General features: G+C 68.2%; 16 protein-coding genes. 4 read left to right on the top strand and 12 right to left on the bottom strand.

Annotated elements, in window-relative coordinates; translation table 11 throughout:
• Positions 1–30 precede the first annotated feature (30 nt).
• On the bottom strand, positions 31–2,259 hold the full coding sequence (locus tag C3B78_RS07160) for a HelD family protein (RefSeq protein ID WP_104997453.1): 2,229 nt from the start codon (positions 2,257–2,259) through the stop codon (positions 31–33).
• A gap of 52 nt (positions 2,260–2,311) precedes the next feature.
• Positions 2,312–2,986, bottom strand: a complete 675-nt coding sequence (locus C3B78_RS07155; RefSeq protein ID WP_104997452.1) for a DNA-3-methyladenine glycosylase — start codon at positions 2,984–2,986, stop codon at positions 2,312–2,314.
• Positions 2,987–3,102: 116 nt separating this feature from the next.
• On the opposite strand from C3B78_RS07155, the gene C3B78_RS07150 reads away from it, so the two are divergent.
• Positions 3,103–4,653: a DNA-3-methyladenine glycosylase 2 family protein gene (locus C3B78_RS07150; protein ID WP_104997451.1), complete on the top strand. Its 1,551-nt coding sequence runs from the start codon at positions 3,103–3,105 to the stop codon at positions 4,651–4,653.
• The gene (locus C3B78_RS07145) at positions 4,650–5,144 is read left to right on the top strand and encodes a methylated-DNA--[protein]-cysteine S-methyltransferase (RefSeq protein ID WP_104997450.1); all 495 of its coding nucleotides are present in this window, start codon (positions 4,650–4,652) and stop codon (positions 5,142–5,144) included. The genes C3B78_RS07150 and C3B78_RS07145 overlap by 4 nt, the downstream gene beginning before the upstream one ends.
• A gap of 1 nt (position 5,145) precedes the next feature.
• Here C3B78_RS07145 and C3B78_RS07140 read toward each other — a convergent pair whose 3' ends face one another.
• From C3B78_RS07140 to argC, 10 genes are all read right to left on the bottom strand, one after another.
• Complete coding sequence (locus C3B78_RS07140) at positions 5,146–5,907, bottom strand: maleylpyruvate isomerase family mycothiol-dependent enzyme (protein WP_104997449.1); 762 nt, start codon at positions 5,905–5,907, stop codon at positions 5,146–5,148.
• 10 nt (positions 5,908–5,917) lie between these two features.
• On the bottom strand, positions 5,918–6,466 hold the full coding sequence (locus tag C3B78_RS07135; protein WP_104997448.1) for a pyridoxine/pyridoxamine 5'-phosphate oxidase: 549 nt from the start codon (positions 6,464–6,466) through the stop codon (positions 5,918–5,920).
• Positions 6,467–6,598: 132 nt separating this feature from the next.
• A complete protein-coding gene (argH, locus tag C3B78_RS07130; RefSeq protein WP_104997447.1) occupies positions 6,599–8,026 on the bottom strand; it encodes an argininosuccinate lyase in 1,428 nt (475 codons plus the stop codon).
• A gap of 4 nt (positions 8,027–8,030) precedes the next feature.
• On the bottom strand, positions 8,031–9,236 hold the full coding sequence (locus C3B78_RS07125; protein WP_104997446.1) for an argininosuccinate synthase: 1,206 nt from the start codon (positions 9,234–9,236) through the stop codon (positions 8,031–8,033).
• Positions 9,237–9,281: 45 nt separating this feature from the next.
• Entirely contained in the window at positions 9,282–9,812 is a 531-nt protein-coding gene (locus C3B78_RS07120) for an arginine repressor (protein ID WP_104997445.1), read from the bottom strand.
• A complete protein-coding gene (gene argF / locus C3B78_RS07115; RefSeq protein ID WP_104997444.1) occupies positions 9,812–10,822 on the bottom strand; it encodes an ornithine carbamoyltransferase in 1,011 nt (336 codons plus the stop codon). The genes C3B78_RS07120 and argF overlap by 1 nt, the downstream gene beginning before the upstream one ends.
• Complete coding sequence (locus tag C3B78_RS07110) at positions 10,819–12,072, bottom strand: acetylornithine transaminase (RefSeq protein ID WP_104997443.1); 1,254 nt, start codon at positions 12,070–12,072, stop codon at positions 10,819–10,821. Before C3B78_RS07110 ends, argF begins: the two co-directional genes overlap by 4 nt.
• Positions 12,069–13,028: an acetylglutamate kinase gene (argB, locus tag C3B78_RS07105; protein ID WP_104999686.1), complete on the bottom strand. Its 960-nt coding sequence runs from the start codon at positions 13,026–13,028 to the stop codon at positions 12,069–12,071. The genes C3B78_RS07110 and argB overlap by 4 nt, the downstream gene beginning before the upstream one ends.
• A 39-nt stretch (positions 13,029–13,067) precedes the next feature.
• Positions 13,068–14,234 (bottom strand): bifunctional glutamate N-acetyltransferase/amino-acid acetyltransferase ArgJ, encoded by a 1,167-nt coding sequence (gene argJ / locus C3B78_RS07100; RefSeq protein WP_104997442.1) that lies wholly within the window; start codon positions 14,232–14,234, stop codon positions 13,068–13,070.
• Positions 14,231–15,274, bottom strand: coding sequence for an N-acetyl-gamma-glutamyl-phosphate reductase (gene argC / locus C3B78_RS07095; protein WP_104997441.1), 1,044 nt, complete (start codon positions 15,272–15,274; stop codon positions 14,231–14,233). The genes argJ and argC overlap by 4 nt, the downstream gene beginning before the upstream one ends.
• A gap of 203 nt (positions 15,275–15,477) precedes the next feature.
• On the opposite strand from argC, the gene C3B78_RS07090 reads away from it, so the two are divergent.
• Both C3B78_RS07090 and C3B78_RS07085 read left to right on the top strand, forming a co-directional pair.
• Positions 15,478–16,443: a quinone oxidoreductase family protein gene (locus C3B78_RS07090; protein WP_104997440.1), complete on the top strand. Its 966-nt coding sequence runs from the start codon at positions 15,478–15,480 to the stop codon at positions 16,441–16,443.
• 183 nt (positions 16,444–16,626) lie between these two features.
• Positions 16,627–20,547: a Pls/PosA family non-ribosomal peptide synthetase gene (locus tag C3B78_RS07085; RefSeq protein WP_104999685.1), complete on the top strand. Its 3,921-nt coding sequence runs from the start codon at positions 16,627–16,629 to the stop codon at positions 20,545–20,547.
• Positions 20,548–20,576 lie beyond the last annotated feature (29 nt).

Below are 20,576 nucleotides of genomic sequence, written 5' to 3'. Positions count from 1 at the left end.
TCTAAGTTAGCAGTATTGCGGCAGGCAGGATCAGCGCTTGATCCCCGCCGGCACAGGTTCCGAAGCAATAAGCCGCAGCCGCTGGGTGGCGCGGGTCATCGCCACATACAGGTCCCCCACCTTGCCGTGTTCATGGTTCAGCATCATGGACGGCTCCAGCACCACGACGCCGTCGAACTCCAGCCCCTTGGCTTCCCGGGGGCTGATCACCACGATGTCCTGCTCATAGCTGCCTGCGCCTGTCCCCACACGGCGCCCGTAGGCGGCGCGGAGGGCCGCTGTGGCTTCCGGCAAAAAGGCGCCGTCCGCGATGACCGCGAGGAGTCCGCCGTCGAGCGCGTCCAGTTCCTCGGGGAGGACGTCAACCAGGCGGCTGACCACCTGGCCCGGATCCACCTCGTCAATGACAGGCGACCAGCGTCCTTCGCGGACAGCCTTGGGCGCCGAGACTACCAGTCCGGCCGCGTTGGCCATCCGGACGGCAGCCTCAGCAATCTGGGAGGGTGTCCGGTAGTTGACCGTCAGCTCCTCCAGCTGCCAGCGCTCACCGAACATGGGACCAAGCGCGCCCTGCCACGAATTTGCGCCGGCCACCGAACTCGTCTGCGCGATGTCCCCGACGATCGTGAAGGACTTAAGGGGGCAACGGCGGACCAGCAGGCGCCACTGCATGGGCGAAAGCTCCTGCGCCTCGTCCACCACGATGTGGCCGAAGGCCCAGGTGCGGTCGCTTGTGGCGCGCTCCGCGGCGGTCTGCCTTGTTTCCTGCTCCTGGTTCTGCTCGGCCAGTTCCTCGGCCGACATCAGCGGGTCCACGCCCGCCGCCTCCATGTTGACCAGCGTCTGCTTCGCGTTCGCAAGGTCCCGGGCGCGGTCGTGTTCCTGCTGGGCCAGCCCACGCCCCGCCGCCGGATCAAGCTCGCCGAGCAGCTCCGCAGCCTCATCCAGGAGGGGCACATCGGACTCTGTCCAGGGCGCGTCCGCGGGGCGCAGCAGCAGGGCGCGCTCCGCCGGGGCGAGCTTGGGCGTGCAGGCTTCCAGGATGGCAGGCTTACTGAAGAGCTCGGAGATCAGTTTTTCCGGCGTCATGGGCATCCAGCAAAGGTTGAGGGCGATCCGCACGTCACGGGCGCTGCGCACGTCCTCGGCCAGGTAGGAGCGGTCGGCGTTGTTGCCGATGTTCCCGGCTTCCACGAGCTCCGTCATCTGTTCGGTCAGTTCCCGGAGCAGGATCTTGACGAACGTCACGCGTGCCTCGTTGTGGGGCTTGCCGGTGGAGCGTGCCCGTTCCCTTGCACGGCGCACCTGGCGCGGCGTCAGCACGAGTTTCCGGCCGTCGACTTCAAGGATCCGGTCTTCGGCGGGCATCCGCTGCCGGTTGGCCACGGCATTGGCCACGACGCCGGCCATGTCCAGCCGCCCCTTGATGGCGGCAACCGCGGGGTCAGGCTCGGGGACAGCGTGGATTCCGGGCATGAGGCGGCCCAGGCTGGCCATGACCACGCCGGTCTCACCGAGGGATGGCAGCACCCGTTCGATGTACTTCATGAACGACGACGACGGGCCCACCAGCAGTACGCCGGCGGTCTTGAGGCGGTCGCGGTGGGTGTAGAGCAGGTAGGCGGCGCGGTGCAGGGCAACAGCGGTCTTGCCGGTACCGGGACCGCCCTGCACCACGAGCGCGCCGGAAATCGACGAACGGATGATCCGGTCCTGCTCGGACTGGATGGTGCTGACGATGTCCGACATCCGGCCGGTGCGCTTGGAGTTCAGCGCGGCGAGCAGGGCGCCTTCGCCCTGCAGCGACTCGTTGTCCGCAAGCATGTCCGCGTCAAGGACGTCGTCCTCGATGGCCTTGACCTCACGGCCCTGCAGGATGAGGTGCCGGCGGCGGCGGACGCCCTGCCGGTCAAACGCAGTGGCCTGGTAGAAATGGCCGGCCTCGGGCGCGCGCCAGTCCACCATGAGCCGTTGCAGGTCCTCCGTGGTGAGGCCAATGCGGCCAATGTACTGCGCTTCGCCGGAGTCCAGGTCCAGGCGGCCGAAGACCAGGCGGTCATCAACAGCATCGAGCTGGGCCAGGCGGTCCTCATACAGGGCAGCGAACGCATCACGCTCAGAGACGTTCTGCATGGTGCCCACAGCCCCGGCCCGACGGACCTGGGCCAGTTGGCGCCGCTTTTCCTCGCGCAGCTCTTCCAGCCGCGCATACAGGCCGGCAACATAGTCCCGTTCGTGGGCCAAATCGGCGTCGAGCATTTAACGTTCCCCTATCGCAAAAGACAGACCTACCATTCTACAACCATTTCCGTTAACGCCCGTGAAACCCGGCCGGATCCGGTTTTGCCCTCCTGGGCTTGGCGGCCTTGTATTGGGAAACGGTGGGGTCGCCGGTGACCCAGAAACGCCAGGAATACCGGTCCGTTCCGCCGGCACCGGAGACTCCCACGCGGGGGCCCGAACTCACCCGTTGGCTGGTGCGGGGCGGAAGCACCAGCCCGAAAGGCGGCGCCAGTGCATCGCGGCCGCTGTCCGCCGTCGTCATGCCCATGGCTTTGGCCAGCCGCGCGGGCCCCCTTGCCAGGTCGGCAAGGTCCTTGGACGTGGGGCGCCGGCGCCGGGCCAGTTCCACGCCGTCTACGATCTCCCCGGCCCGCAGCAGGAGCGCAGAAGCCGTTCCTTCCGGTCCGCACACAAGGTTGGTGCAGTGATGCATCCCGTAGGTGAAGTAGACATACAGGTGCCCCGCCGGGCCAAACATGGGTGCGTTGCGGGGTGTGGGGCCCCGGTAGGTGTGAGAGCCGGGGTCCGGGTGGAGCGAATCCTCTGGCCCGAGGTAGGCCTCCACTTCGGTGAGCCGGACGGACACCACGCCTTCCCGGGACTCGTGCGTCAGCACCGCCCCCAGCAGCAGGGGCGCCAACTGGCGGGCATCTCCGGAAAGGAAATCCCGCAGCGATGTGCCGGCCAGCGGATTTCTGTTCATGGCCAGACTCTATCCAAAGCCGGCGGCCAACACCGGGCAATTTCGGTATGTGCAGGGTAAACGGCCGTGTCCGTTTTCCGCTAGCCCGGGTCCGGTGCGGCTGGCAGGATGGAGGGATGGACTTCTGGCAGCGCTACCGGGCAATCGATGCAAGGGACACCCGGTTCGACGGGCAGTTCTACACTGCCGTCCGGACCACGGGCATTTACTGCCGCCCCTCATGCCCGGCCCGGACTCCGAAGCCGGCCAACGTCACGTTCTACGAAACCTCCGCGGCGGCCCACGACGCCGGCTACCGGGCCTGCAAGCGCTGCCTTCCGGAGGCTGTTCCGGGGACACCCGCCTGGAACCTTCGCCAGGATGTTGCCGGGCGCGCCATGCGGCTCATCAACGACGGCGTGATCAACAGGGACGGCGTGGAGGGCCTGGCCGCCCGCCTGGGCTATTCATCCCGCCAGCTCAACCGCATCCTCAGCCAGGAACTGGGGGCGGGGCCGCTGTCACTGGCCCGGGCCGGACGGGCGCAGACCGCCCGGACCCTGCTGGTGTCCACTTCCATGAAGCTTGCCGACATCGCCTTCGCGGCCGGCTTCAGCAGCGTCCGCCAGTTCAACGACACCATGCTGGAGGTCTTCGACATGACCCCCACTGCCCTGCGCGCGGCGCGGCATCCGAAGGCCCCCGCCGGCTCCACCGCCATCACCCTCCGCCTCCCCTACCGGGAACCCTTCGACCCCGGGATTTTTACGTTCCTTGCCGTGCGCGCCCTCCCTGGCATCGAAACGGGCACCGCGGCGTCCTACGCCCGCACGCTGCGGCTTCCGCACGGGGACGCGAGGTTCCGGGTGGATTACGACGACGGCGCTCCCGGGCGGCCGCTGACCCTCACCATCGGCGCGGTGGACCTCCGCGACCTGCCGGCCCTGCTGAGCCGCGTCCGGAGGCTGTTCGACCTGGACGCGGATCCGGTTGCCATCGACAGCGCGCTGGCCGGGGACGGCCGGCTGGCGGCCGCGGTGGCAAGCACCCCGGGGATCAGGATGCCCGGAGCGCTGGATCCCGCGGAGATGCTGGTCCGGGCGATGATCGGGCAGCAGGTCACCGTGGCTGCGGCGCGGACCGCACTCACCCAGCTGGCCGCCGTCGGACGCCCCAGCCAAAGCCCCGGCGACGGCCTTGACGGCATGTTCCCCACCGCAGCGGAGATTGCCGCGGACGGCCACGCCGTCCTGCGCGGGCCCCGGAAGCGAACCGAGGCACTCCGGGCAGCTGCCTCCGCGTTGGCGGAGGGTAGGCTCGATTTCGGTTACGGCGACGACCTGGCCAGCCTTGGCGCGAAGCTGCTGCCGCTGGCGGGGGTTGGACCATGGACGGTGGGCTACCTCGCCATGCGGGTGCTCGGCGCCCCGGACGTATTCCTTGCCAACGACGCGGCGGTACGGAACGGGATCAAGGCCCTGAGCGGTGCGGCCCACGGCGCGGCGGATGCGGAACCTGGTTTCCACGGTGCTGCGGTTCCAAGCCCGGACTTCCGTGAGGTCAGCCCGTGGCGCTCCTATGCCACCATGCACCTGTGGCGGGCGGCGGCGCGCCCTGCCGCGGCAGGCACCGGCACAGCAGGCACCAGCACAACAGGCAGCGGCACAACAGAGAAGGCGAACCGATGAAGGCCCAGTTGCTCCAGATGTCCACCCCGGACGGACCGTTCACCATCCTTGCCCGGGACGGCGTGGTCCTTTCCAGCGGCTGGACCGGCAATCCCGGCGACCTGACCGGCCAGGTCCACCCGTCCCTGCGGCCCGCCTCGATTGAAGTGGTCGCCAGCCTGGGGGAAATCTCGGCTGCCGTGGAGGCGTTCTACTCGGGCGATCCGGCGCCGGCCATGCAGGTTCCCGTGCGGCAGAAGTCCGGGCCGTTCCGTGCCCACGCATGGGATGTGCTCCGGCTGGTGCAGCCTGGATCCCCCGTAACGTACACCGAGTACGCGGGGCTGGCCGGCAATCCCAAAGCGGTCCGGGCGGCCGCCAGCGCCTGTGCCTTTAATGCGGCAGCCCTGTTTGTGCCCTGCCACCGCGTGATCCGGACGGACGGTTCGCTGGGCGGCTTCCGCTGGGGACTGCCCATCAAGCAGAGCCTGCTGGCGCGCGAAGCCGCCTGAATCACTTGGGCGCGGGCGTTCCCGCAGGCCATGGCAGCAGCGCCGGCAGGTCCACGCCGTCGGCCGCTGCAGAAGCGCGCAGGCTCCCCAACGTGGGTTCGCGGCCGGCCAGCCACGCGGCGATGTCCGTGAGCATGCCGCTGACCACGGTGGACCGGTTGCCGCTGCCGACAGCCACGGGCGGCAGGCCAAGCGGCTGCAGCACCAGTTTCTCCCCTGGCGGGACGCGGGCTGCGAGGAAGTCGAACAGGTGCTCGCAGAACGGCCGGGTCCAGGTTTCCGGTCCCCTGCCGGTCAGGAGGTCGGAGTCATGGATGACGAGCTCGCGCCAGAGGGCCAGGCCGCCGTCCAGGACCACTCCACCTCGGTAGGAGATGGGCGCCCACCAGCCGGTGCGGTTGGCCGACGAGTCCTTGATGCCCGGCAGCGCATCGAACGCGCGCAGGGCCCGCTCCAGCGCCGCGGCCAGGTCCGCCCTGTGGGTGGCGGCGTCGTGGCCGGCCGCCATGTCGATCGCCTTGTTCCGGCCGTCCATTCCGCCGTCGTAGAGCTCGATGGTTTCCCCCCGGGCGGCGTACTCGAGCTGCCGGGCCATGGCGTTGGAGATGCCCGTGAGATGCGCAAGGACGTGTCCCCGCGTCCAGCCGGGCAGAGCGGACGGAGCCTTCACGTCGTCGTCGGTGAGCTTGGCGGCGTCGGAGGTGACGTCGTCGGCAGCTGTGTGAAGCCCGGTGAGCAGGAGGTCGGGTTCGGGAGCGGTCATGCCGCCCAGCCTAGTCCAGCCGTGCGCCGTCCGCGCCCAAGCGGTGGCGGATATGGGAGCCGTCGTGGCTGGCCTGCCAGAACTCGATCTCCTCCGGGCGGATGGCATAGAGCTGCCAGTCAGGGTTTTCGCTGCCGTCAGCACGGGGCCGTTCGGCCCAGTCCGTGGACGAAGCTTCCGCGGACAATTCCGTCACGGGACCCAGCACACGGACCTGCCGGCCCAGCGACGGCCAGTAGAAGTTCAGGGCGGCGTAGGGGTTGGCGCCCAGTTCCCTGCCCTTGCGGGAGGTGCGGGACGTGGCGAAGTGCCAGCCGTCGTCGTCGATGTTCTTCAGGATCAGCATCCTCGACGAGGGCTGCTGCCCACCGCCGGAACCGCGGCCAACGGTGGCCAGGCTGCAGGCATGCGGCTGGAGTTCCCCTGCCGCCAGGGCTTCGTCCAGCCACTGCTTGAAGAGCAGTACCGGGTCCTGCGGCGACTTGTCGGGATCGAAGCCGGGCAGGTCGGATGGAAAGTCGGGCAGCGTGCGAAGGAACTTCCGGAAGGTTTCGCTCATGGCGCCATGGTAGCGGTGAGGCCACCCGCCCCAACACCCGATGCTCTCTCACTTAATGCATGAAAATTGGCAACGCTCCTGCACCCTATGCAGGAGCGTTGCCAGAAACTTTGCATTAAGTGAGAGAGCGTCCTAGCCGGCGTACTCCCGCACGCCGGCGAGTTCGGCTTCCAGCGCAGCGAGCTGGCGTTCGACGGCGGCGGGCGCCGTTCCGCCCTGCGAGTTGCGGCTGTTCAGGGAACCTTCCGTGGAGAGGACGGTGCGGACCTCCGGCGTGAGGTGCACCGAAATGGCCGCATACTCCTCATCCGTGAGGTCCCACAGTTCCACGCAGCGGGACTCGGCCTGCTTGACGGCCGCCCCGGAGAGTTCGTGCGCCTCGCGGAACGGCACGCCCTGGCGGACCAGCCATTCGGCGATGTCCGTGGCCAGCGCGAAGCCCTGGGGAGCCAGCGACTCCATCCGTTCGGTGTTGAACTTCAGGGTGGCGATCATGCCGGAGACGGCCGGGAGCAGCAGCTCCAGGGTGTCGGCGGCGTCGAACACCGGTTCCTTGTCCTCCTGGAGGTCGCGGTTGTAGGCCAGCGGCAGCCCCTTGAGCGTGGCCAGCAGCCCGGTCAGGTTGCCGATCAGGCGCCCTGCCTTGCCGCGGGCCAGCTCGGCCACGTCCGGGTTCTTCTTCTGCGGCATGATCGAGGATCCGGTGGAGTACGAGTCATGCAGGGTGACGAAGGAGAACTCCTTGGTGGCCCAGAAGATGACCTCCTCCGAAATCCTGGACAGATCCACACCGATCATGGAGCACACCCAGGCGAACTCGGCGAAGACGTCGCGGGACGCGGTACCGTCGATCGAGTTGTGGGTGGCCGAGAAGAAGCCCAAGTCCGCCGCCACAGCTTCCGGGTCCAGGCCCAGCGAGGAGCCCGCCAAGGCACCCGAACCGTACGGCGAAACCCCGGCGCGCTTGTCCCAGTCCTGGAGCCGCTGCACATCGCGCAGCAGCGCCCAGGCGTGGGCCAGCAGGTGGTGGCTGAGCAGCACCGGCTGGGCGTGCTGCAGGTGGGTGCGGCCGGGCATGGCCACACCATGGTGCGCCTTGGCCTGTTCCACCAGGGCATCCACCGTGGCCAGCACGCCGCGCGCGATGATCCTGGCGTGGTCACGGAGGAACATGCGGCCCAGCGTGGCCACCTGGTCATTGCGCGAGCGGCCGGCGCGGAGCTTGCCGCCCAACTGGGTCCCGGCACGCTCGATGAGTCCGCGCTCCAGCGAGCCGTGCACGTCCTCGTCGGACTCCGCGGGCAGGTACGCGCCGGACGCAACGTCCTCATCCAGCCGTGCCAGGGCAGCCAGCATGCCTTCGAGTTCGGCGTCATCCAGCAGCCCGGCCTTGTGCAGCACGCGGGCGTGCGCCCTGGACCCGGCGATGTCGTAGCGGGCCAGCCGCCAGTCGAAATGCGTGGATTTGCTCAGGGCTGCCAGGGCATCGGCGGGGCCGCCGGCGAAGCGGCCGCCCCACAGTGCGCCAGCGTTTGTAGCTTCGGTCTTTTCCTCAGCCACAGGGCTACTTTCCCGCGACGCGGATGTCGCGGCCGGAGGCAACCTTGGCGGACATGCCCCACAGCTCGATGAAGCCGCGGGCCATGGACTGGTCGAAGGTGTCGCCGGTGTCATAGGTGGCGAGGTTGAAGTCGTAGAGCGAGGTCTCGGAGCGGCGGCCGTTGACGATGGCCTGGCCGCCGTGCAGGGTCATGCGGATATCGCCGGAGACGTACTTCTGGGTGTCCTCGATGAAGGCGTCCAGGGAGCGCTTCAGCGGGGAGAACCACTGGCCGTCGTACACCAGTTCGGCCCAGCGCTGGCCGACAGTCGCCTTGAAGCGGGCCTGCTCGCGCTCGATGGTGATGTCTTCGAGGTGCTTGTGCGCGGTGATCAGGGCCATGGCGCCAGGGGCCTCGTAGATCTCGCGGGACTTGATGCCCACCAGGCGGTCCTCGACGACGTCGATGCGGCCCACGCCCTGGGCGCCGGCGCGGCGGTTGAGTTCCTTGATGGCCTGCAGCGGGGTGACCTTCACGCCGTCGATCGCCACCGGCACGCCGGCTTCGAAGGAGATGGTGACTTCATCCGGGGCCGGCGGGAATTCCGGGGTGGCAGTGTAGTCGTAGATGTCCTTGGTGGGTGCGTTCCAGATGTCCTCGAGGTAGCCGGTTTCCACGGCGCGTCCCCAGACGTTCTGGTCAATGGAGTACGGGTTTTTCTTGGTGGTCTCGATGGGCAGGCCCTTTTCCTCGGCGAAGGCGATGGCCTTGTCGCGGGTGAGGGCGAGGTCGCGGACCGGGGCGATGCACTTCAGGTCCGGGCCGAGGGTCTGGATGCCCACTTCGAAGCGGACCTGGTCGTTGCCCTTGCCGGTGCAGCCGTGGGCAACTGTGGTGGCGCCGAATTCGCGGGCAGCCTTGACCAGGTGCTTGACGATCACCGGGCGGGAGATGGCCGACACCAGGGGGTAGTGGCCCTGGTAGAGGCCGTTGGCCTTGAGCGTGGGGACGCAGTACTCGTTGGCGAACTCGTCGGAGGCGTCGGCCACGTAGGCTTCGACGGCGCCGCAGCCCAGGGCACGCTGGCGGATGGTCTCCAGGGATTCGCCGCCCTGTCCGACGTCGACCGCCACGGCGATGACCTCGGCGCCGGTGGCTTCGCCGATCCAGCCGATGGCTACTGAGGTGTCCAGGCCGCCTGAGTAGGCCAGCACGATACGTTCAGTCACTTGGATGCTCCTTGGGATTGGGGGTTGTAGATGTTGTCTTCAAGCTTATTGCCCGGCTTCTTCAGCCAGTTGCAGGAACCTGGCGGCGAGGTCCTGGCCGCCCTGCGGATCCCGCGAGACCAGCAGCACGGTGTCATCCCCGGCGATGGTCCCCAGGATGGACGGCATCACCGAGTGGTCAATGGCCAGTGCCAGGAAGTTGGCGGCGCCCGGCGGGGTGCGGAGCACGGCGATGTTGGCTGAGGCTTCCGCGGTGACCAGCAGTTCGCTGCAGAGCCTGGCCAGCCGCGCATCCAGGATCTCCTGGCTCACGCCGCTTTTGGCAGCCCGTTCGCCGCCCTCGCCGGGGACGGCGTACACCAGCACACCCTCCTTGCCGCGGACCCGGACCGCGCCGAGTTCCACGAGGTCCCGCGACAACGTCGCCTGGGTGACCTGCACGCCGTCGTCCGCCAGCAGGGCTGCCAGCTCCGCCTGGGAACGCACGGACTCCCCCGTCAGGATGGCGGCGATCCGGGCCTGGCGGGCCGTTTTGGTGGCCGGGCTGGAGCCCGGCGACGCCGGTTGGGCAGACACTAGAACGTGCTCTCCCCGGTGCCTTCAACCGGAGCGAGGCCGTCCACGAACGCCAGGCCGGAGCGGTGCATCAGCCACGCCATCAGGGCCTTCTGGGCGTGCAGCCGGTTTTCGGCCTCATCCCACACGATTGACTGCGGACCGTCAATGACGCCTGCCGAAATTTCGTACCCGCGGTACGCGGGGAGGCAGTGAAGCACGACGGCGTCTTCCGCAGCGTGTGCCATGGCGGCCTCATCCACGGTGTATTCGCGGAACAGCTTCATCCGCTCCGCCTTTTGGGCTTCCTGGCCCATGGACACCCACGTGTCCGTTGCCACGACGTCGGCCCCTTTCAAGGCCTCCGCCGCGTCAGTGGTGACCAGCACCGAACCGCCGGTCTCCGCGGCGCGTTCCTCCGCGGCAGCAACGATGTCCGCCGCGGGGAGGTAGCCTTCGGGCCCGGCAATCCGGACATGCATCCCGGCCGTGACCCCGGCCAGCAGGTAGGAGTTCGCCATGTTGTTGGCGGCGTCGCCCAGGTAGCTCATGGTGAGCCCCTTGAGTTCGCCCTTGTGCTCCTTCACGGCCAGCAGGTCGGCGAGCAGCTGGCACGGGTGGTAGTCGTCGCACAGGGCGTTGATGACCGGCACCCGGGAGTTCTCGGCCATGGCCACCAGGCCGGCATGGGCGCCGGTCCGCCACACAATGGCGGACACCATGCGTTCCAGGACCTTGGCGGTGTCCTCCACGGATTCCTTGTGGCCGATCTGTGCCTCGCCAGGGTTGATGATGAGCGCGTTGCCGCCCATGTCCGCGATGCCGGTGGCGAACGAAACCCGGGTCCGGGTGGACGTTTTGTCGAAGATCACGGCGACTGTCTTGCGGCCGTTGCCCTCGGCGGCGAACGGCTGGACGCTGTACGGCGCGGCCTTCATGCGCGCGGCGAGATCCAGGACCTCGGCCTGCTCTGCCGGGCTGAGGTCCGTGTCCTTGAGGAAGTGCCGGGTGGTGCCGGTGGCTGTTGTCACTGGGCGTCCTTAGCTGCTTGGAGGATGGCCGGGAAGGCGGCCAGGAAAGTGTCTGCCTGCGCTGCAGTGAGAACCAGCGGCGGCGCAAGGCGGATGGTCCGCGGACCCGGGCTGTTGACGATGAAACCGGCGTCCAGGCCGGCCTGCACCACGGCCGGGGCCACGTCCGCGTCGAGATCGAAGCCGATCAGCAGGCCTTCGCCCCGGACTTCAGTGACGCCCGGGATGGCTGCCAGCCCCGAGCGCAGGTGCTCCCCCACGGAAGCCACGTTTGCCAAGATATCCTGGCTTTCGATTGCGTGGAGCGTGGCGAGGGCAGCTGCCGTGGCCACCGGGTTGCCGCCGAACGTGGTGCCGTGCTGGCCGGCGGACAGCAACGACGACGTATGGCCGCCGAAGGTGACCAGCGCACCGATCGGGAAGCCCCCACCCAGTCCCTTGGCCAGGGTGACGGCATCGGGCATGATGTCGGCGTCCTCGCTGGCAAGCCACTTTCCGGTGCGGCCAATACCGGTCTGTACCTCGTCCAGGATCAGCAGTGCCCCTACCCTGGCGGTCAGCTCCCGCGCGGCCCGAAGGTACCCGGGCGGCAGGGGCCGGACGCCCGCCTCGCCCTGGATGGGCTCCAGGAAGACGGCGGCCACGGTTACGTCCACGGCGGCCTTGAGCGCCTCGACGTCCCCGAACGGGATGTGCACCACACCGCCGGGCAGCGGCTCGAACGGCTCGCGGTAGGCCTCTTTGGCAGTCAGGGCAAGAGCACCCATGGTCCTGCCGTGGAAGGCGCCTTCGAGGGCGATGATTTTGGTCCGCTTGGCGCCGCTGCCACCCGTGTTGCGGCGGGCCAGCTTGAAGGCTGCCTCGTTCGCTTCCGTGCCGGAGTTGGTGAAGAACACCTTGGAGCCGGCCGGCGCCTGGGTGAGGGCCAGGAGTTTTTCAGCCAGTGCAATCTGCGTGGGGCTGGTGAAGAAGTTGGAGACATGCCCCAGCGTGGCCAGCTGGCTGGAGATCACGGACGTGACGAAGGGGTTCGCGTGGCCCAGGGCGTTGACCGCAATCCCGCCAAGGAGGTCCAGGTATTCCTTGCCGTCTGCATCCCAGACCAGGCAGCCGGCGCCGCGGACCAGCACACGCTGCGGGGTGCCGAATACGCCCATCAGGGAGGTGGAGTAACGTGCCAGCCACTCGGATCCGGCATGGCCTATGGTCTCCACGAGCTCTGTCACTGATGACTTTTCCAGCGCGTTCATGCGTTGATCTCCTCGTCCGGGACTACCTGTGTGCCGATGCCCGCCGTCGTGAATGTTTCAAGAAGCATGGAGTGGGGCAGGCGCCCGTCCACGATGTGCGCGCGTTCTACGCCCTCGTCAATGGCCTTCAGGCAGGCTGCCATTTTGGGGATCATGCCTGATTCGAGCCGCGGAAGCATGTCCCGCAGCTCCGAGGCCGTGAGGGAGGAAATGAGGGAGGACTTGTCCGGCCAGTTGGCGTACAGCCCTTCGACGTCGGTCAGGATCACCAGTTTGGAGGCGCCCAGCGCCGAGGCGACGGCCGCCGCGGCGGTGTCCGCGTTGACGTTGAGGACCTGGCCGGTGGGCTGGAAGCGGGCGGTGCCGGCCACGCCTTCTCCGCCGTCCACGATCTCCGGGGCAACTGTGGAGATCACCGGAATGCGGCCGGCGCCGAGGATGTCCTCGATGCCTGCGGGGTCGACGCCGACCACCTCGCCTACCAGACCGAGGTCCACTTCTTCGCCGTCCACCACAGTGCCGGTCCGGACGGCGCGCAGCAGCCCGCCGTCTTCTCCGGACATGCCCACCGCGTAGGGGCCGTGGGAGTTGATGAGTCCCACCAGCTCACGCCCCACCTGGCCGGTGAGGACCATGCGGACCACGTCCATGGCTTCAGGCGTGGTGACGCGGAGGCCGCCCTTGAACTCGGACTCGATCCCAAGCCTGCCCAGCATGGAGTTGATCTGCGGGCCGCCGCCGTGGACCACCACGGGGTGGATGCCCACGTGATGGAGAAAGACAATGTCCTCGGCAAAGGCGCGGCGGAGGTCATCGTTGACCATGGCGTTGCCGCCGTACTTGATCACCATGGTGGTGCCGGCGAAGCGCTGGATCCAGGGCAGGGCCTCGATCAGGGTTGCCGCCTTATCCTGGGCGTCGGACATGCTGGTGGTTTCACGCGTCTGGGTGTTCATGCTGTCACTTTCCACAACGGTTCCTGCCGGGGGCGGGCCCTAGCTCGAGTAGGCGCTGTTCTCGTGCACGTAGTCGTGGGTGAGGTCGTTGGTCCAGACGGTGGCCTCGGCGTCGCCGGCCTGCAGGTCTATTTCCACCAGCACTTCGCGCGGTTCCAGGTTCACGAGGCTCCGGTCGTCGCCGATGCTGCCGTTCCGGCAGATCTGGACGCCGTTCATGGCCACATTGAGCTGGTCAGGCTCGAATTCGGCGTCCGTGGTTCCGACGGCGGAGAGTACCCGGCCCCAGTTGGGGTCCTTGCCGAAGATGGCGGCCTTGAAAAGGTTGGAGCGGGCCACGGACCGGCTCACGGTCACGGCATCGGCTTCACTGGCGGCGTTGAAGGTCCGGATGGCGATGTCGTGGCTGGCGCCTTCGGCGTCCGCAATGAGCTTCCGCGCCAGTTCGGCACAGACCTTGGTCAGGCCTTCGCTGAACGCTTCGGCGGAGGGAACAGCACCGGAGGCACCGGAGGCCAGCAGGACCACGGTGTCGTTGGTGGACATGCAGCCGTCCGAGTCTGCACGGTCGAAGGTGACGTGCGTGGCATCGCGGAGGACGACGTCGAGCATTTCCGCTGCAACCTCCGCATCCGTGGTGAGGACCACCAGCATGGTGGCCAGGCCCGGAGCGAGCATGCCGGCACCCTTGGCGATGCCGCCAATGCTGAATTCCTGGCCGTCGGCGTCGCTGCCGATATACAGCGCCGATTTTGGCACCGAGTCGGTGGTCATGATGGCCATGCCTGCCTCGGGCCCGCCGTCGTCGCTCAAGGCTGCAGCTGCTGCCTCCACGCCGGGGAGGATCTTGTCCATGGGCAACTGCTCCCCGATCAGGCCGGTGGAGCAGACAAACACGTCCGTGGCCGAGATGCCCAGCACCCCGGCCACCTTTTCGGCCGTGGTGTGCGTGTTCTGGAAGCCGGTGGGCCCGGTGCAGGCGTTGGCGCCGCCGGAGTTGAGGATGACTGCGTCCACCCGGCCGTCGGAAACCACCTGGCGGGACCAGTGGACCGGCGCCGCAGCCACCCGGTTGCTGGTGAAGACTGCAGCGGCAGCCTTGGAGGGACCGTCGTTGACCACCAGGGCAAGGTCCGGGTTGCCGGAGGCCTTAAGTCCTGCGGTGACGCCGGAGGCCCGGAATCCGGAAGGGGCGGTAATGGTCACGGAGCTACTCCCTGCAGGTCAAGGCCGGCGGTTTCCGGCAGGCCAAGTGCGATGTTCATGGACTGGACGGCGCCGCCGGCCGTTCCTTTGGTGAGGTTGTCGATCACGCAGGTAACGATCACCCGCCCGGTGTGGGCGTCGAAAGCCAGCTGCATGGCCGCGTGGTTGGACCCCTGCACGGATTTGGTGCCGGGCCACTGTCCCTCCGGCAGGACGTGCACAAAGGGTTCGTCGTCGTAAGCGTCGGTCCACGCCTGGCGCAGCTGCCCGGCCGTGGTGCTGTTTAGTGCCTGCGGCTTTACCCTGGCGGTCGCAGTCGTCAGGATGCCGCGGCTCATGGGCGCGAGGGTGGGCGTGAAGGACACCGTCACCGGCTCCCCAGCCGCATTGGACAGGCCCTGTTCAATTTCGGGCGTGTGCCGGTGGCCGCCGCCCACGCCGTAGGGGCTCATGGAGCCCATCACTTCGGCGCCGATCAGGTTCACTTTCGCCGCCTTGCCCGCACCGGAAGTGCCGGACGCGGAAACGATCACGACGTCGTCGGGTTCCAGGAGGCGCGCGGCGAACCCCGGCGCCAAGGCGAGCAGGGCCGACGTCGGGTAGCAGCCGGGCACGGCGATGCGGTTTGCGCCCTTCAGGGCCTCGCGCTGGCCTGGGAGTTCGGGCAGTCCGTACGGCCAGGTGCCCGAGTGGGCAGAGCCGTAAAACTTCTCCCATGCCGCGGGATCCTCGAGGCGGTGGTCCGCCCCGGCGTCGATGACGACAGTGCCTTCCGGGAGCTGCGCCGCGATCTCCGCGGAGGCACCGTGCGGCAGCGCGAGGAACACGACGTCGTGGCCGGAGAGGTTCTCCACGGTGGTGTCCTCGAGGATGCGGCTTGCGAGTCCGTGCAGGTGGGGCTGCAGCTCGCCGAGCCGGGAGCCGGCATTGCTGTGGGCGGTGATGGCTCCGATCGTGACATCCGGGTGCCCGGCGAGGAGGCGCAGGACTTCTCCCCCGGCATAACCGCTGGCGCCTGACACTGCAACAGAAATAGTCATGGCCTCCACCTTACAGCAAGAATATTCACTAGTTCCGATATTTATGCACAAAGTTATCCAGTGTCGGCTCGTCGGCCGGGATCATGCGGGGTTTCCCTGCAGGCTTTCCCTGCAAGCTTTCCCTGCAAGCTTTCCCTTCGGGGTCTGCCTAGGATGGAGCGTGCAGCCGGGGCTGGAAAGGCCGGGCCCGGGGAAGGAGAACCATGACGCATGCAATCGTCGCACGGCAGGCAGGCGGCCCGGAAGTCCTCGAATACGCAGAGGTGGACCCGCCGGTCCCGGGCCCCAGCCAGTTGCTGGTCAAAGTGGGCGCGGTTGGGGTCAATTTCATCGACACCTACAAGCGCAGCGGCGTGTATAAGGTCGCGTATCCCTTTACTCCGGGGTCTGAAGCAGCGGGCACGGTTGCCGGACTGGGCGAAGGGGTGACCGGCTTCGCCGAAGGAGACCGCGTGGCCACCGCCGAGGGCACTAACTGCTACGCCGGCTATGCCGTGGTGGATGCGGACAAGGCCCTGCCCGTGCCCCAAGGCCTCGACGACCCCACCGCCGCCGCCCTCCCGCTGCAGGGAATGACCGCGCATTTCCTGATGAACTCCACTTTCAAGGTGGAGGCGGGGCACACCGTACTGCTCCACGCCGGCGCGGGCGGTGTTGGCCTGCTGATGCTCCAGCTGCTCAAAGCCAAAGGCGCCACCGTGGTCACCACGGTATCCACGGATGAAAAGGAGCGGCTAGCCCTCGACGCCGGCGCGGACCATGTGCTGCGCTACAGCGGATTTACCGAGGCCGTCAGGGACATCACCAACGGCAGGGGCGCCGACGTAGTGTACGACGGCGTCGGAAAGGACACCTTCGACGGCTCGCTGGCCGCCCTGCGCATCAGGGGCACGCTGGTGCTTTTCGGCGCCGCCTCGGGTCCTGTTCCCCCGGTGGACCCGCAACGGCTCAACGCCGGCGGCTCGCTCTTCCTGACCCGGCCCACGATCGCGCACCACCTCCTGGACGCCGCGGAACGGCGCTGGCGCTCGGACGAAATTTTCGCCGCCGCCGCCGACGGCAGCCTGAAGGTGAGGGTGGGCGGAAAGTACCCCCTGGCCGAGGCCGCCCAGGCGCACCGCGACCTTGAAGGTCGCCGCACCACCGGCAAGGTGGTCCTGATTCCGTAGGTCGGCAGGTTTCGGGGGCGCACACTAAGGAAGCACCATGAACAAATGTCGAACAAGGGATGGACAGCGGGCAAACCCGGACACTTTCCGTTCATCTTGCCCCGGCACACTGCACAGGTGACCGAGCAACAAAGCAGCAGCCGGGCAGCCGAGGGCATTGCCGCGGAACAGGCCCCGGACAAGATGCAGGGGCGGGCCCCCTACCAGCCGCAGCTGGCCGGCGCTGCTGCCGCTCCCCCGGCCCGGACGCTCGTGGACATCCTGCTGGAGACGGCGGAACGTTTTCCCGATGCCTCAGCCCTCGACGACGGCCGGAGGTCCCTGAGCTACGCCCAGCTGCTGGCGGAAGTCCGCTCCGCCGGGCGGGCGATGCACCTTGCCGGACTGGGCGCCGGCGACAGGATCGGCGTGCGGATCCCCTCCGGCACCAACCGGTTGTACGTTTCCATCCTTGCCATCCTGCTCATCGGCGCCGCCTATGTCCCCGTCGACGCGGACGATCCCGAGGAGCGCGCACGGCTCGTCTTCGCTGAAGCCGGGGTGGCCGCCGTCGTCACGGAAAAGGGAATCACCGTCAATGGCAGCCGGCCCACACCATACCCTGCGGCCCGGACCGCGGATGTGGACGACAACGCCTGGGTGATTTTCACGTCCGGCTCAACCGGGACCCCGAAGGGCGTTGCCGTACGGCACCGTTCTGCTGCCGCCTTCGTTGACGCCGAGGCCCGGATCTTCCTCACGGCGGAGCCGATCGGAACGGCGGACCGGGTGCTTGCCGGGCTGTCGGTGGCGTTCGACGCGTCCTGCGAGGAGATGTGGCTTGCCTGGCGGCACGGCGCCTGCCTGGTCCCTGCTCCCCGTGCCCTGGTGCGAACGGGCATGGATCTGGGCCCCTGGCTCATCAGCCATGGGATCACGGTTGTGTCCACCGTCCCCACCCTTGCTGCCCTCTGGCCCGCCGAAGCGCTCGAAAACGTCCGGCTGCTGATCTTCGGCGGGGAGGCATGCCCGCCGGAACTCGCGGAACGGCTGGCCGTTGACGGCCGGGAAGTATGGAACACGTATGGCCCCACCGAGGCCACCGTGGTGGCCTGCGCTGCACCCCTGCGCGGTCCGGGTCCGGTGCGGATCGGCCGTCCGCTCGATGGCTGGGATCTGGCTGTGGTGGATGAGGCAGGAATTCCCGTTCCCGAAGGAGGCATTGGCGAACTCATCATCGGCGGCGTGGGACTTGCCCGCTACCTGGACGCGGCCAAGGACGCCGAAAAGTACGCGTCCCTTCCCGCGTTTGGCTGGGACCGCGCCTACCGCTCGGGAGACCTTGTCCGCTACGAAGCCGAGGGCCTCATCTTCATGGGCCGTGCCGATGAACAGGTCAAGCTGGGTGGCCGCCGGATCGAACTCGGTGAAGTCGACGCAGCCCTGCAGGCCCTGCCGGGCATCGCGGGCGCTGCTGCCGCCGTCCGGACGACGGCGGCCGGGAACCAGATCCTGGTGGGGTACCTTGCGCCGGCGGGACCCGCCGGGCCCGACCTGGCCGCCGCCCGCAAGCTCCTCGCCGACACCCTCCCGGCTGCGCTGATTCCGCTGCTGGCCGTCGTCGACTCCCTGCCCACTAAGACCAGCGGCAAGGTGGACCGCCACGCCCTGCCCTGGCCGCTCGCGGGCAGCGGGGACGACGAAGCAGACAGGGCCCCGCTGGACCTTCCCGATGACGCCCAATGGATCGTCGAGCAGTGGGGCGCGGTCCTTGGCAGCAAGGCAGCCAGCCTCGACGCGGATTTCTTTGCTGCCGGGGGCGGGTCCCTTGCCGCGGCGCAGCTCGTCTCTGCGCTGCGGGTCCGTTATCCCACCATCACCGTGGCAGACATCTACGCCACGCCCCGCGTCGGGGCCCTGATCGATGTGGCGCGGCAGTCGCTGCCGGACGGCACGCCCGCCGGTCCGGCCCAGGCGCGCACTGTCCGTCCGACCGCCCGGAAGTCCCAGGTTTTCCAGACGCTGATGGGCGTCCCGCTGCACATCCTCGTGGGCATGCGGTGGCTGACCTACCTGATGGCGGCCAACAACCTGCTCGCCGGGCTGGCCGGCTTCACCGCCGCAGCCACGGTGTCCTGGTGGTGGGTGGGTGCTTCCTGGCTGGTGTTCGTCAGCCCTGCCGGGCGTATGCTCCTCTCCGTCGCAGCAGCCCGGCTCCTGCTCCGGAACGTTCAGCCGGGCACCTATCCCAGATCGGGGAAAGTCCATCTCCGGCTCTGGCTGGCTGAGCAGATCCAGGACCTTGCAGGAGCGGTCAGCCTGGCAAGCGCACCCTGGGTGCCGTACTACGCCCGCGCCCTCGGCGCGAAGATCGGCAGCAACGTCAACCTGCACTCGCTGCCGCCAGTGACCGGGCTGCTTTCGCTGGGCACCGGAGCCAACGTGGAGCCCGAAGTGGACCTTTCAGGATGGTGGATCGACGGTGACAACGTGCACATCGGAGCAATCCGGATCGGCGCAGGCGCCACCGTGGGGGCCCGGAGCACCCTGATGCCCGGCGCCAGCATCGGCGCCGGCGGCCAGGTGGAGCCCGGTTCGGCGGTCCTGGGCAAGGTCAAGGCAGGCCAGGTTGTGGCCGGCTCGCCGGCAGAACGCCGGGGCAAAGCAAAACAGAACTGGCCGGCCCACCCCGCCACCGGCGCATTGCCGGCACGGCTCTGGTTTACGGCCTTCGCGGCAGCCAGCGCACTGCTGGCCATGATCCCCTACCTTTCCGCGGGGGCTGCCTGCCTGGTGGCCTTCCTGTTCATCAGGGGCCACAGCTCACTGTCCGGGGCCTGGCTTCCCCTGCTCGCCTCCCTGCCCCTTGCCGCCCTGGCCTGGTTCGCGGCCAACCTGCTGCTGGTCCTGGGAACCACCCGCCTGCTCGGGCTGGGCCTGCGTGAAGGCTACTACCGCGTGCGAAGCCGGATCGGCTGGCAGATCTGGGCTACCGAACGTGTGCTGGACCTGGCCCGGGACCTCCTGTTTCCCGTCTACGCCAGCCTCTTCACGCCCGTCTGGCTTCGCCTGCTGGGAGCAAAGGTCGGCAAGAACGTGGAGGCCTCCACCGTGCTGCTGGTTCCCAAGATGACCACCGTGGGAGAGGGCGCGTTCCTGGCCGATGACACGATGGTGGCATCCTACGAGCTGGGTGGGGGCTGGTTGCGGATCGCGCCGGCCAAGATCGGCAAGCGCTCCTTCCTGGGCAACTCGGGCATGACGGGAGCGGGCCGCAATGTGCCCAAGAACTCGCTGGTGGCCGTCCTGTCCGCGACGCCGTCGAAGGCCAAGTCCGGTACCTCCTGGCTGGGAAGCCCTCCTGTCCGGCTGCGGCGCACGGCCATCGCCTCGGACAGTTCGCTCACCTACCAGCCGCCTCCCAGGCTGAAGATGGCACGTGCATTGTGGGAGGCCTGCCGGTTCATTCCCGTAGCGCTCACGGTGGGCCTCGCCGCTGGTGTGCTGCTTGCCCTGGACTGGCTGGCCGCGACCTTCAACTACGGCGCAGCGGCCCTGCTCGGCGGAGTGGTGATGCTGCTGGCCGGTGCCGTCGCCGCCGCCAGTGCCGTGGTTGCCAAATGGCTGCTCATCGGCCGCATTCGGGCCGGGGAACACCCGCTGTGGAGCTCGTTCATCTGGCGGAACGAAGTGGTGGATACGTTCATAGAAATGGTCAGCGCCCCGTGGTTCGCCCGGGCCGCCACCGGCACGCCGGCCCTTGTATGGTGGTTGCGCGGACTGGGCGCCAGGATCGGACCCGGAGCATGGTGCGAGAGCTACTGGCTGCCGGAAGCCGACCTCGTCACCCTTGGAGCGAACTCCACCGTCAACCGCGGTTGCGTGGTGCAAACGCACTTGTTCCACGACCGCATCATGAGCATCGGCCCTGTTACGCTCGAAGACGGCGCAACGATGGGACCGCACGGTGTCATCCTCCCGCAGGCGCGCATCGGCCACGGCGGAACGGTGGGACCGGCCTCCCTGGTCATGCGCGGGGAAACGGTTCCGGCCGGAACCTACTGGATGGGCAACCCCGTCAGTCCATGGGCCGGCCCCGGTGTTCCTGCACCCCGCCAGAAGTAAGTACCCGCCACTTTTGTGATTGAGGCCCG

Source organism: Arthrobacter sp. PGP41, assembly GCF_002953935.1.
Lineage (GTDB): Bacteria > Actinomycetota > Actinomycetes > Actinomycetales > Micrococcaceae > Arthrobacter.
This window is presented reverse-complemented; position numbering and strand designations above follow the sequence as displayed.

Excerpts from the sequence above, each read along its gene's own strand:
- argB (WP_104999686.1), bottom strand. The coding sequence starts at position 13,028 with ATGAACACCCAGACGCGTGAAACCACCAGCATGTCCGACGCCCAGGAT.
- C3B78_RS07155 (WP_104997452.1), bottom strand. The coding sequence starts at position 2,986 with ATGAACAGAAATCCGCTGGCCGGCACATCGCTGCGGGATTTCCTTTCC.
- C3B78_RS07140 (WP_104997449.1), bottom strand. The coding sequence starts at position 5,907 with ATGACCGCTCCCGAACCCGACCTCCTGCTCACCGGGCTTCACACAGCT.
- C3B78_RS07110 (WP_104997443.1), bottom strand. The coding sequence starts at position 12,072 with ATGAACGCGCTGGAAAAGTCATCAGTGACAGAGCTCGTGGAGACCATA.
- C3B78_RS07145 (WP_104997450.1), top strand. The coding sequence starts at position 4,650 with ATGAAGGCCCAGTTGCTCCAGATGTCCACCCCGGACGGACCGTTCACC.
- C3B78_RS07150 (WP_104997451.1), top strand. The coding sequence starts at position 3,103 with ATGGACTTCTGGCAGCGCTACCGGGCAATCGATGCAAGGGACACCCGG.
- C3B78_RS07160 (WP_104997453.1), bottom strand. The coding sequence starts at position 2,259 with ATGCTCGACGCCGATTTGGCCCACGAACGGGACTATGTTGCCGGCCTG.
- C3B78_RS07090 (WP_104997440.1), top strand. The coding sequence starts at position 15,478 with ATGACGCATGCAATCGTCGCACGGCAGGCAGGCGGCCCGGAAGTCCTC.
- C3B78_RS07135 (WP_104997448.1), bottom strand. The coding sequence starts at position 6,466 with ATGAGCGAAACCTTCCGGAAGTTCCTTCGCACGCTGCCCGACTTTCCA.
- C3B78_RS07085 (WP_104999685.1), top strand. The coding sequence starts at position 16,627 with ATGCAGGGGCGGGCCCCCTACCAGCCGCAGCTGGCCGGCGCTGCTGCC.
- argC (WP_104997441.1), bottom strand. The coding sequence starts at position 15,274 with ATGACTATTTCTGTTGCAGTGTCAGGCGCCAGCGGTTATGCCGGGGGA.